Origin of the sequence: Bartonella vinsonii subsp. vinsonii, from assembly GCF_902825235.1 — a bacterium.
In the GTDB taxonomy this organism is placed as follows: Bacteria; Pseudomonadota; Alphaproteobacteria; order Rhizobiales; family Rhizobiaceae; genus Bartonella; species Bartonella vinsonii.
The window spans coordinates 211,300-223,233 of record NZ_CADEAJ010000001.1 but is presented as its reverse complement, the minus strand read 5'-3'; the positions used below and the strand labels follow the sequence as shown (position 1 = coordinate 223,233).

The following is an 11,934-nucleotide window of genomic DNA, read 5'->3' as shown; positions in this document are numbered from 1 at the left end:
TGTTAACACTGGGTAACTTCATGCCTTTTTTCTTAAATAGGAAGAAAAATTAGCGCTCGGCTGAAAATCACCTTAACGATTTCATTTAATTATATGCACTTTTATGATTGGATCAATAAAAGTGCATGCAACTGCAAATGTTGCTTCTATACTCAATTCTGATGTATCAAGCAAGTGGGCGTCTTTCGCTGGCTTAAGCGGGCTTTGTTCACGTGTTGTATCGCGGCTGTCACGTTGTTCAAGTTGAGCTAGGATTTCATGATAATCTGCTTGGGTTCCTTTTTTTAAAATCTCCTGATAGCGACGTTTTGCGCGTGTTTGAACATTGGCTAGAATGTAAAACTTAACATTGGCATCGGGGCAAACGACAGTACCAATATCACGTCCATCAAGCACACTACCGGGCAAAATTTTAGCAAAGTCACGTTGTTTAGCAACAAGAATCTCGCGTACAGCAGGGTTGAGTGCTATTTTTGAAGCGGCTTCACCAAGTTCATGAGAAGAAAGGAGAGCCGGATTTAAAGTGTGAACATCAAGCTCTATGGCACAAGCAAGAGCACTTTTTTCATCATTAAGAGCTAAGTTTTGTTGTAAAAGCGCGTGTGCAACACCGCGATAAGTAAGACCAGTGTCGAGATGTTGAAGATGATAATGAGCAGCAATTTTTCGTGCTAATGTCCCTTTCCCTGAGGCTGCTGGTCCATCAATTGCAATAATAAAAGGTTTCAAGAGATTTTTCCCCCTAGTTGTTGCATAAAAGGAATAAATTCTGGAAAGCTCGTAGCAATCATTCGTTTATCATCAATAGTAACAGGCTTTTCCGATGCAAGCCCGAAGACAAGAAAGCACATGGCAATTCGATGATCAAGATATGTGGTAACATTTCCTCCTCCCAATCCTTTTTTGGAACCTTTTCCATGAATGATAAGGAAATCTTGACCTTCATCACACTCTACATGATTCATTTTTAATCCTTGAGCAAGTGCAGAGAGTCGATCTGATTCTTTAACACGCAATTCTTCAATTCCGAGCATAACGGTTTTGCCTTCAGCAAAGGCTGCCGCTACGGCTAAAGCGGGATATTCATCAATCATTGATGGAGCACGTTCTTTGGGGACAATAACACCTTTTAGCGTTGAGGATTTAACCCGCAAATCGGCAACATCTTCTCCACCTGTTTGGCGTTGGTTTAAAAACTCAATTTGCGCACCCATTTCCCATAATATTTCGATAAGTCCCATTCGAGAAGGATTGATAAGAACATTCTCAATAGTGATATCAGAATCTTCTACAAGAAGGGCGGCGATAAGCGGAAAAGCTGCAGAAGAAGGGTCTCCTGGGATATTAATAGTTTGTCCGGTAAGGTGGGTTTGGCCATTGAGATGAATAAAACGCGTGCCTTGAGCATCCGTTTCTATCTCAAGCTCAGCACCAAATGCTTTTAACATTTTTTCGGTATGATCACGTGTGGGAATGGGTTCAATAACAGTCGTAGTGCCAGCGGTATTAAGTCCAGCAAGAAGGACTGCTGATTTCACTTGAGCAGAAGCCATTGGAATACGATAGCGAATCGGGTTAGCCGTTTTGGGTCCATAAAGCGTTAAAGGGAGGTGATCGCCATGGGGGGCATCAATTTCAACACCCATTAAACGGAGGGGATCGAGAATACGTCTCATTGGGCGTTTGGAGAGAGAGGCATCACCAATAAAAGTTGTTTTCATATGATAAGGACCAACCATTCCCATAACCAAGCGAACACCTGTTCCAGCATTACCAAAATCTAAAGGACTTTGTGCCGCTAAAAGGCAACCATTTCCAGTTCCCCGCATGATCCAGAGATCATTTTTCTTTTGTAGACAAGCGCCCATAGCTTGCATAGCAGCAGCTGTATTGAGAACGTCATCGCTTTCAAGCAGTCCGTGGATATGTGTTTCACCACTCGCTAACCCTCCCAATATAAGAGATCTATGGGAGATAGATTTATCTCCTGGTATTTTAATTCTTCCAGAAAGACTGGTAGATTTATAGGCGGTTATAGGGATTGCTTTTTGCATAGAAGTTCTATCTATTCTTACCTGAATTTTATTGAAGAAGCATCTTTTAGCACATGCTTTGAAAAGCGTCATGGGAAAATCCATTGTGGAATGATGTATTTTCTTTGACAAAGACATTGTTTTTTGATTAAGCACCATGAAATTTATCTTTTAATGGAATTTAAGTTAATCAAAGAGGGACGGTTCATGGCAAAACAAGAACTTGGAACGAAGCGTATCGATCCAGAAACGGGAAAGAAGTTTTATGATCTTAATCGCGACCCTATCGTATCACCTTATACAGGGATTTCTTATCCACGCTCTTATTTTGAGGTTGTGGCAGCAGAAGCGAGTAGTGAAGAAGAAGTTGATGCAGAAGAGCTTGATACAGCACTTGAAAAGTCTGCCTTTATGCTTCTTGAAGAAGATGGTGACGATTCTAAAGATGATGATCTTCCTGATTTGGAAGATAGTGATGTGGATCTTGGTGATGATGATGACACCTTTTTGTCTCACGATGAAGACGATGACGATGATGACGTTACTGGTATTATCGGAGGTGGTGTTTCTAACGATGACGATATTTAAGAGAAGGAATGAAGGTCTTCTTTTATTGAATGCAAATTCTTCTTGATCTTCGCTTTCTCTCGTTTTAGAAACTCTCTGAGATTGTTTGCCATCCTTTAGGAAAAGAATCCGCCTTTATTTGGGGCTATAGCTCAGCTGGGAGAGCGCTTGCATGGCATGCAAGAGGTCAGCGGTTCGATCCCGCTTAGCTCCACCAAAAAGGTACAGATTTTTGCTTATAAGGCATTGCCGTTTATAACGGGAATTTATGTATTTTAAGAAATGCTATTCTGTAGTTGTTTTCTTTCAGTATTTTTAAATGATTTTTAAATAATACTTTTTTGCAGCTGCTGACTGTACTCTTTTTGTTCTTCATAAAACTTTATTATAATAAAAGCGAAAAGCAAATGAAGTAATATTTACCGGATGTATATAAAAAAGCGAGTTATTTACCACTTGTGGCATCATGCGTAAAAGTAATATCGGTAAAAATATTAAAAAGCTTTCAGGGGTTATGAAAAATGGTAGCCGAATGGAGCTTATGTGTAGGCTTTGGATTTTGTGATTTAAATGTTTCAAGAGAGATATTTTTCTCTTTCTCATAAGCGCGCTCTTGTTTTTAAGGTTAACTTACAGCACAACAGAAAAAATGGAATTATTTGAGGGGAAAAAATAATGCCTTCTTACCGTTCAAGAATATCAACCCATGGGCGCAATATGGCAGGAGCCCGTGGTCTTTGGCGTGCAACAGGGATGAAAGATACTGATTTTGGTAAACCCATTATTGCTATTGCAAATTCTTTTACACAATTTGTACCGGGGCATGTCCATTTAAAAGATCTTGGGCAACTGGTGGCACACGAGATAGCTCTTACTGGTGGTGTAGCAAAAGAGTTTAATACAATCGCTGTAGATGATGGAATTGCTATGGGGCATGATGGAATGCTTTATTCTTTGCCTTCGCGCGAAATCATTGCTGATTCTGTTGAATACATGGTCAATGCGCATTGTGCTGATGCGCTTGTTTGTATTTCCAATTGTGACAAAATTACACCTGGTATGTTAATGGCTTCTTTGCGGTTGAATATTCCAACAATTTTTGTCTCAGGCGGTCCTATGGAAGCAGGTAAGATTAAATGGAAAGGTCAAGATCGCGCTGTGGACTTAGTGGATGCAATGATTGCTGCGGCTTCAGAATATAATTCAGAACAAGAAGTTGCGGAAATGGAACGTGCTGCTTGTCCTACATGTGGTTCTTGTTCAGGAATGTTTACAGCGAATTCTATGAATTGTTTGACCGAAGCATTAGGGCTTTCTCTTCCTGGAAATGGATCAGTGTTAGCAACGCATGCAGATCGGCGAATGCTTTTTGAAGAAGCTGGACGACAAATTGTTGCGTTGGTCAAGCGTTACTATGAAGAAGGTGATGAGACAGTTTTGCCGCGTTCTATTGCTTCACGCAGGGCTTTTGAAAATGCAATGACCGTAGATATTTCCATGGGAGGATCAACCAATACTGTTTTGCATCTTTTAGCTGCGGCGCAAGAAGGTGAGGTAGATTTTACCATGACGGATATTGATAATCTTTCGCGACGTGTTCCTGTTTTGTGCAAGGTTGCACCTGCTGTTGCCAATGTGCATATGGAGGATGTTCACCGTGCTGGCGGTATTATGGGGCTTTTAGGAGAACTGGATGCCGCTGGACTTATTGACACATCTGCTTATACGGTTCATGCGAAAACGATGAAGGAAGCTCTTTGTCATTGGGATGTAAAACAGACACGTGAGTCAACGGTTCATGAATTTTATCGTGCAGCTCCAGGTGGTGTTCAAACACAAACAGCTTTTAGTCAATTGTGTCGCTATGATACCCTTGATCTTGATCGTAAAAAGGGTGTGATTCGCGATAGAGAACATGCTTACTCGCAAGATGGGGGATTGGCAGTTCTTTATGGCAATCTTGCCAAAGATGGCTGTATTGTGAAAACAGCAGGTGTTGATCCGTCTATTTTAACTTTTAAAGGTCCAGCAAGAATTTTTGAAAGCCAAGATTCCGCTGTTGCAGCAATCTTGAACAACAAAATTGAATCAGGCGATATTGTTTTAATTCGTTATGAAGGTCCGCGTGGTGGACCTGGAATGCAAGAAATGCTCTATCCAACAAGCTATCTCAAATCCAAAGGATTAGGAAAAGTTTGTGCGCTTATAACGGATGGGCGTTTTTCAGGGGGATCTTCAGGGCTTTCTATCGGACATATTTCACCAGAGGCTGCTGAAGGAGGGGCAATTGCATTGGTAGAAGAGGGGGATATCATAGAAATCGATATTCCTAACCGTACTATTCATCTGGTGGTGGATGATGTTGAGATGAGGCATCGTCGTGCCAAAATGGAAGCAAAAGGAAAAACAGCTTGGCAACCAATTGAAGAGCGTGAACGCAAGGTTTCCAAGGCTCTCAAAGCATATGCAGCAATGACAACTTCTGCTGCTAGAGGAGCGGTTCGTCGCATTTGATTTGACGTTAAAAAATTCATCTTGCGACAGACAGGGATTTTAGAAGTTTTTGCGTCTCTTATGTGATATTGACTTAACAGAGTATTTCAAGTCATTGTGAATATGATTTTTGCATTGCCGCGAATTTCATTCTTTTCCGTATGAAGGTCCCCAAAATATGCTGTGCAAGCTTTTCCTCTCTATACGTTATGCTGATCATGAAAAAGCACTTTATTTAATTTTTCTATAGGGGATTATTTTTTTCAAGTTGTTTGAGGTGATAGAGTGCTTCTAAAGCTTGCTTAGGAGAGAGTTCGTCAGGATGGATATTTTCTAAAGCTTCATGGAGGACACAATGTTTATTTGTTTTTTCATTGATGAGAGAGGCCGTTTTAAGAGAAAAGAGCGGGAGATCATCAATTAATTTATGTCCTTTTCCTGCCATTTCTCCTTTTTCTAATTGGTGGAGAACATCTGTAGCACGTGTAATAACTGCTTCGGGGAGTCCCGCAAGTTTTGCAACTTGTACACCGTAGGATCGATCGGCAGCTCCTTTTGTAACTTCATGAAGAAACACAACGTCACCATCCCAATTTTTGACTTTCATTGTTACATTATGGAGGCGATCAAGCTTTTGCGTGAGTGCTGTCATTTCATGAAAATGCGTAGCGAGAATAGCACGACAATGATTAACTTCATGAAGATATTCAACAGCTGCCCAAGCAATAGAAAGTCCATCAAAAGTTGATGTGCCTCGTCCAATTTCGTCAAGAATAACAAGGGAATGGTGACTTGCATGATTAAGAATCGTTGCGGTTTCGACCATTTCCATCATAAAGGTTGAACGCCCCCGTGCCAGATCATCAGAAGCACCAACACGACTAAACAAACGATCAACAACACCAATATGCGCTGCAGTAGCTGGGACAAAGGAACCCATTTGTGCCATAATAGCAATGAGAGCGTTTTGCCGCAAAAAAGTTGATTTTCCTCCCATATTGGGACCTGTCAAAAGCCAAATTGCTGCATATTGATGATTTTCTTGTACAGAAAGATTACAATTATTGGCAACAAATGGTTCTGCTGCTTGCTTTCGGAGTGCTTGCTCTACGACAGGATGGCGTCCTGCAGTAATGTGAAAGGTAAGTGACTGGTCAATTTTAGGACGACAATATCCCTGTTCTTCAGCAAGATGTGCTAATGCAACGGTGACATCCAAAACGGCAAGTGCTTCAGCGGCTTTACGGATGAAATCAACTTGTCCGGTAATTTCATGGACAAGAGTATCAAAGATTTCCAATTCAAGTGTCAGTGCATGGTTGGCGGCATGAGCAATACGGCTTTCAAGATCGGCAAGCTCTGTTGTCGTAAAGCGCATAGCATTTGCCATTGTTTGCCTATGGATAAAACGGGCTTTAGCTTGTGGGCTGTTTGTGAGAGCAGACGCTTGTACATTAGTGACTTCAATGAAATAACCTAAAATATTGTTATGCTTTATTTTGAGAGTTTTAATATCTGTTTCTTGAGCATATTGTGCTTGTAGTTCAGCAATAACACGGCGGGATTCATCGCGCAGAGCGCGCATTTCATCGAGCTCTTTATGATATTGAGGGCGAATAAAACCACCATCACGTTTAAGGAGTGGAAGATCATCAGCTAATGCTTGTTCTAAATGAAAATGCAAAGCCGTAGGCAGGTATGAGAAAGTTTGTTGTACGTCACTTATTTCTTGAGGAAGCAATTTATTATTAAGGAGCTGATGAAGTTCACGAACGATTTCAAAACCGCGCTGGATTGTAGCCATATCACGAGGTCCTCCTCGTCCAAGGGCCAACCGTGAAACTGCGCGTGGCATATCTGGTCCCCCTTTTAAAATCAATTGTATGGCTTCTGAAAGGGATGGATTGTGTAGAAAAAAATCTATTGAATCCAGACGCTTATCAATAGCTGAAGGTGAGGTGAGAGGAGCAATGAGGCGATCAACGAGAAGGCGTGATCCTCCTCCTGTTACGGTACGATCAATCGCTTTGAGTAAGCTTCCATCCCGTTGACCTGATGTTGTGCGAATAAGCTCAAGACTCATTCTGGTAGCGGCATCAATGAAAAGAGTAGCGCTTTCATTTTGACGTTCAGGGCGCATGAGAGGAGGGCGATGCGTGATTTGCGTTTTTTCGATATAACGAATGGCAGCGGCGATTGCAGAAAGTTCGGGGCGTGAATAATCGGCAACACCTTCAAGGGTTGAGAGTTTGAAATAATTGCAAATATCGCGTTCAGCAGTGATTACATCAAAGAGATTTGCAGGTTGAGGCGAAATGATGCGACCCAGAACTTCAAAAAGTGATTTGTGCGATTTATCATGAAAAAAAGAGTCAGCGACAATGATTTCTTGTGGATCCACGCGCATAATATCTGCCAAAAGCTTTTCATTGCGGCTTTCTGCTACACGAAATATGCCTGTTGAGATATCAATCCAAGAAAGGGCAAATTCCTCTCCGTCGCTGGTTTTTATGCGGGCAAGTGTCATGAGATAATTTGCGCGGGCTGGATCAAGAAGCTTTTCTTCTGTTATGGTTCCAGGCGTGACAAGACGAACGACATCGCGCCGAACAACCGATTTTGATCCACGTTTTTTAGCTTCTGCAGGATCTTCTGTTTGCTCACAAACAGCAACGCGATAACCACAGGCAATAAGTTTTTGCAAATAATCATCCGCAGCATGCACGGGAACACCACACATAGGGATATCTTCACCCAAATGTTTTCCGCGTGTTGTGAGTGTGATTCCTAAAGCTTGAGCGGCTTCAACTGCATCATTAAAAAATAATTCATAAAAATCACCCATTCTATAAAAGAGAAGGGAGTCATTATTCACTGCTTTGATTTCTATATATTGCTCCATCATAGGTGTGAGGCGCTGTTGATGAGGAGCAGATGAGGAGGATGGCTGTGGGATTAAATTATTTTTATGGGGGGCTTTATTGTCCATTTTTACGCGCCTGTTTTCTTCATGTGAGGCTTTAGTACCCTTTTTTGTTTACTTCAATGTTTATCTTCATTATCTCTGAATTGAAATGTATGATCAGGTCCGTTAAAGCAAGCATAGCGATTTCTGACATATGAATCAAATTTTAAAATTGGATAATGACACGCGTTATCAAGCGGAATTTACACTGTTTTTGGAAAGCTAAGTGAGATGAAAAAAAGTGAGCAGGATCAGAAAACGCCTCAAACAATTTACAGTGCGAGTGAACGAGAAGCGCTTGATTTTCACAGTCGTGGACGGCCTGGAAAGCTTGAAATTGTTGCAACAAAATCTATGGCAACGCAGCATGATTTAGCACTTGCCTATTCACCAGGTGTTGCTGTTCCCGTTAAAGCGATTGCTCAAAATCCAGCATTGGCTTATGATTATACAGCAAAAGGCAATCTTGTTGCTGTTATATCAAATGGAACAGCTATTTTAGGTTTGGGTAATTTAGGTGCACTTGCATCTAAGCCAGTCATGGAAGGCAAAGCAGTACTTTTTAAGCGCTTTGCAGATATTGATTCAATCGATCTGGAAATTGATACGAATGACACGGAAAGTTTTATCAATCTGGTGCGTCATTTGGAACCTTCTTTTGGTGGCATTAATCTTGAAGACATTAAAGCACCGGAGTGTTTTATAATTGAAAGTCGCTTACGCGAGATCATGAATATTCCGGTTTTTCATGATGATCAACACGGTACAGCGATCATTGTGGCTGCTGGTGTTCTCAATGCTTTACATTTAACAGGGCGCGATATGCAAAATACGCGACTGGTCTGTAATGGCGCTGGTTCCGCAGGAATTGCTTGTATTGAATTAATCAAAGCGATGGGTTTTCGATCTGAGAATATCATATTATGTGATACGAAGGGTGTTGTCTATGAAGGTCGCGAGGAGGGGATGAATCAGTGGAAATCTGCGCATGCTGTGCGAACGGATAAACGCACTCTTGCTGAAGCAATGGAAGGCGCTGATGTGTTTTTTGGGGTTTCTGCTAAAGGTGCAATTACTCCTGAAATGGTAAAATCGATGGCGCCTCAACCAATCATTTTTGCTATGGCTAATCCCGATCCAGAAATTACACCGGAAGAGGTTATGCAAGTGCGTGATGATGCCATTGTAGCGACAGGCCGTTCAGATTATCCAAATCAGATTAATAATGTTCTTTGCTTTCCTTATATATTTCGTGGTGCACTTGATGTACGTGCGACGGTCATTAACGAAGATATGAAAATTGCTGCAGCGAGAGCTCTTGCAGATTTGGCTCATGAGGAAGTCCCCGACAGTGTTGCAGAAGCTTATCGTGGAAAGCGATTAAAATTTGGTCGAAATTATATCATTCCTGTTCCTTTTGATCCGCGTTTGCTTACTGTTGTATCTATGGCGGTGGCAAAAGCAGCAATGGAAAGCGGTGTAGCACAAAAACACATTGATGATTTAGAAGCTTATGAACGCGATTTGAATGCGAGACGTGATCCCATTTCCTCCATGATGCGCGGTGTTTATAATCATGTTCGTCAAGCACCGAAACAAATTGTCTTTGCAGAGGGTGAAGAAGAACAAGTCATGCGGGCTGCGGTTTCCTATGTTCATCAAAAACTAGGAAAAGCGATATTAATTGGTCGTGAAGAACAAGTGAAGGAAACAGCTTCTATTGCTGGTATTGATCTTGAACGTGAAGGTATTTCTGTTACCAATGCAAAGCTCTCCTGTCGCACAGATGCTTATGCAAATTATCTTTACCAAAAAATGCAACGCCAAGGCTGGTTGTTGCGTGATTGTCATCGTCGCATCAATAATGATCGCAATTATTTTGCTGCCTGTATGGTGGCATTGGGGGATGCTGATGCAATGGTTACAGGAGTAACACGCAATTATGAAACAGCGTTGATTGATATACGCCGCGTGATTGGTGAAAAACCAAAGGAGCGGTTGATTGGTATCTCCATGGCCATTTGTCGTGGGCGCACTGTGTTTATTGCAGATACAGCTATTTACGAGAATCCCAATGCTGAGGAACTTGCTGATATAGCAGAACAGACAGCTTCTTTTGTTTGTGGATTAGGATATCAACCGCGGGTAGCTTTTGTAGCATTTTCTACTTTTGGCTATATGAAAGGACAGGTTGCACAGCATATTCAAGATGCTGTTCATATTTTGCATGAACGTAAGGTTAGCTTTGAATTTGATGGAGAAATGAGTGCTGATGTGGCACTCAATTCGAAATTGATGCAGCAATATCCTTTTATGGGATTAAAGGAGCCTGCTAACATTTTAGTGATGCCTGGATATCATGCGTCTTCTATTGCAAGCAAAATGTTGCAAGAGCTTGGTGAAGCAACAATTATTGGCCCTATTTTGATTGGATTAGAAAAATCTGTCCAGATTGTACCGTTTAGTGGAAACGATACGGATGTTGTCAATATCGCAATGCTTGCTGCTTACCATGCGAGAAAACTGTAAAAAAACAAAGGCCCATGAAATAAAGAAACAATTTTTTAGGACGGTTTTATCTGATTCTGAGTGTCTTTTTGTTCTTCAGCAAGTCGCTTTTGAAACAGAGCTGCAAAATCAATTGGATCAATCCACAAAGGTGGAAAACCACCATTTTGGGTAGCATCAGAGATAATTTGCCGAGCAAATGGAAACAAAAGACGGGGACATTCGATAAAAACGAGAGGTATCACATGTTCTTGTGGAATATTTTTAATATGGAAAACCCCACCGTAAATAAGTTCTACATGAAACAATGTTTCAGTGTCATCATTCGCTTTGACTGAGAGCGACAGGACGACATCATAATTATCATCACCAATTGGGTTGGCGTTAACATTAATGTTAATATTGATTTGCGGTGCCTTTTCACGTGGACGCAGTGAGTGAGGAGCACTTGGATTTTCAAATGAAAAATCTTTTAAATATTGAGTTAATACAGCAAAAATTGGCTCTCCACCGTTGTTGTTCATTTCACCTTCGGCCATATTAGGAACCTCTCATCATCATTGTATGTATTTCTATTTTTGTTCTAAAGATCAAGCTGGTTATCACGCTTCGCAAAAGGTTGCAAGAAACCCCCTTCTTATCTTGGATTATTTTTTTAAGTCAGTTACAGATTTTTTTGCATTTCAATGATTATCATCATTTTTATGCCATGGAGATTCTGTGGTACTATGAATCTGATAGTCTTCTACTTTAAGATCAATTATTTTTTCAGATTTATTTTGAGGATTGGTCTTTTTCTTAGTATGGATATTCATTTTGTTACTCAAGAGTGAAAAGAAATACCAGATAGTGGAACGGACTGGTTTAATAAGGAGTAATATTCCTAAGACATCGCTTACAAAACCTGGAAGGATAAGCAAAATTGCACCAAGAGTGATGAAGGCATCATCCATTATATGATTTTTTAGTGTACGTCCTTGGATAAATTCACGTTGTATATTTTTAAAAAGGTTAAGCCCTTGAATTCGCAACAAAGTAATTCCCACTATTGTTGTGAGAATAACCAGACTCAAAGTTGCTAAAATTCCAATTTCTTTCCCAACAAAAATAAAACCGGCAATTTCGATCAAGCAGCCGCTGAGAAGGAGGAGGATAAAAAGGCGAGGATTGATAGAATAAAACTTTATCACATGAAAATTCCCTTCTCGGTGTTTGGGATAGAAAACTATAGAGCCATTTTTAAAAATATGAATGAATAAGGGGTACAAAAATATTTAAAGAGTAAATTCCCTATTTTACTTATTTATTTATAAATGATATTGACTGCAATGTTTATTACAGATCATCTTAGATTTGGAGATTAACCGC

The 11,934-nt window shown here is 40.7% G+C and carries 8 protein-coding genes and 1 tRNA gene; 4 read left to right on the top strand and 5 right to left on the bottom strand.

Annotated features, from left to right (window positions below; translation table 11 throughout):
- Positions 1-81 precede the first annotated feature (81 nt).
- Complete coding sequence (cmk, locus tag J7R12_RS00895) at positions 82-729, bottom strand: (d)CMP kinase (protein ID WP_126602290.1); 648 nt, start codon at positions 727-729, stop codon at positions 82-84.
- Positions 726-2,054: a 3-phosphoshikimate 1-carboxyvinyltransferase gene (aroA, locus tag J7R12_RS00890; protein WP_126602292.1), complete on the bottom strand. Its 1,329-nt coding sequence runs from the start codon at positions 2,052-2,054 to the stop codon at positions 726-728. The genes cmk and aroA overlap by 4 nt, the downstream gene beginning before the upstream one ends.
- Positions 2,055-2,240: 186 nt before the next feature.
- On the opposite strand from aroA, the gene J7R12_RS00885 reads away from it, so the two are divergent.
- The 3 genes from J7R12_RS00885 (at position 2,241) to ilvD (ending at position 5,114) form a co-directional block, all read left to right on the top strand.
- Positions 2,241-2,621, top strand: a complete 381-nt coding sequence (locus J7R12_RS00885; RefSeq protein ID WP_126602293.1) for a TIGR02300 family protein — start codon at positions 2,241-2,243, stop codon at positions 2,619-2,621.
- 120 nt (positions 2,622-2,741) lie between these two features.
- A tRNA-Ala gene (locus J7R12_RS00880) sits at positions 2,742-2,817 on the top strand.
- A gap of 458 nt (positions 2,818-3,275) precedes the next feature.
- On the top strand, positions 3,276-5,114 hold the full coding sequence (gene ilvD, locus J7R12_RS00875) for a dihydroxy-acid dehydratase (RefSeq protein ID WP_126602295.1): 1,839 nt from the start codon (positions 3,276-3,278) through the stop codon (positions 5,112-5,114).
- Positions 5,115-5,337: 223 nt separating this feature from the next.
- Here the strand turns inward: ilvD and mutS are convergent, their stop codons facing one another.
- On the bottom strand, positions 5,338-8,082 hold the full coding sequence (gene mutS, locus J7R12_RS00870) for a DNA mismatch repair protein MutS (protein WP_126602297.1): 2,745 nt from the start codon (positions 8,080-8,082) through the stop codon (positions 5,338-5,340).
- A 207-nt stretch (positions 8,083-8,289) separates the two neighbouring features.
- Here mutS and J7R12_RS00865 point away from each other — a divergent pair, with 207 nt between their 5' ends.
- Positions 8,290-10,587 carry an NADP-dependent malic enzyme gene (locus tag J7R12_RS00865; RefSeq protein ID WP_126602299.1) on the top strand — a complete coding sequence of 766 codons (2,298 nt, stop codon included), beginning with the start codon at positions 8,290-8,292 and terminating at the stop codon, positions 10,585-10,587.
- A 35-nt stretch (positions 10,588-10,622) separates the two neighbouring features.
- On the opposite strand, the gene secB is transcribed toward J7R12_RS00865, so the two are convergent.
- On the bottom strand, positions 10,623-11,105 hold the full coding sequence (gene secB, locus J7R12_RS00860; RefSeq protein WP_126602301.1) for a protein-export chaperone SecB: 483 nt from the start codon (positions 11,103-11,105) through the stop codon (positions 10,623-10,625).
- 144 nt (positions 11,106-11,249) lie between these two features.
- Positions 11,250-11,756: an FxsA family protein gene (locus J7R12_RS00855; RefSeq protein ID WP_126602303.1), complete on the bottom strand. Its 507-nt coding sequence runs from the start codon at positions 11,754-11,756 to the stop codon at positions 11,250-11,252.
- Positions 11,757-11,934: the final 178 nt, after the last annotated feature.

Coding starts and splice junctions, on each gene's coding strand:
- aroA (WP_126602292.1), bottom strand. CDS start 2,054: ATGCAAAAAGCAATCCCTATAACCGCCTATAAATCTACCAGTCTTTCT.
- J7R12_RS00885 (WP_126602293.1), top strand. CDS start 2,241: ATGGCAAAACAAGAACTTGGAACGAAGCGTATCGATCCAGAAACGGGA.
- ilvD (WP_126602295.1), top strand. CDS start 3,276: ATGCCTTCTTACCGTTCAAGAATATCAACCCATGGGCGCAATATGGCA.
- mutS (WP_126602297.1), bottom strand. CDS start 8,082: ATGGACAATAAAGCCCCCCATAAAAATAATTTAATCCCACAGCCATCC.
- J7R12_RS00865 (WP_126602299.1), top strand. CDS start 8,290: ATGAAAAAAAGTGAGCAGGATCAGAAAACGCCTCAAACAATTTACAGT.
- secB (WP_126602301.1), bottom strand. CDS start 11,105: ATGGCCGAAGGTGAAATGAACAACAACGGTGGAGAGCCAATTTTTGCT.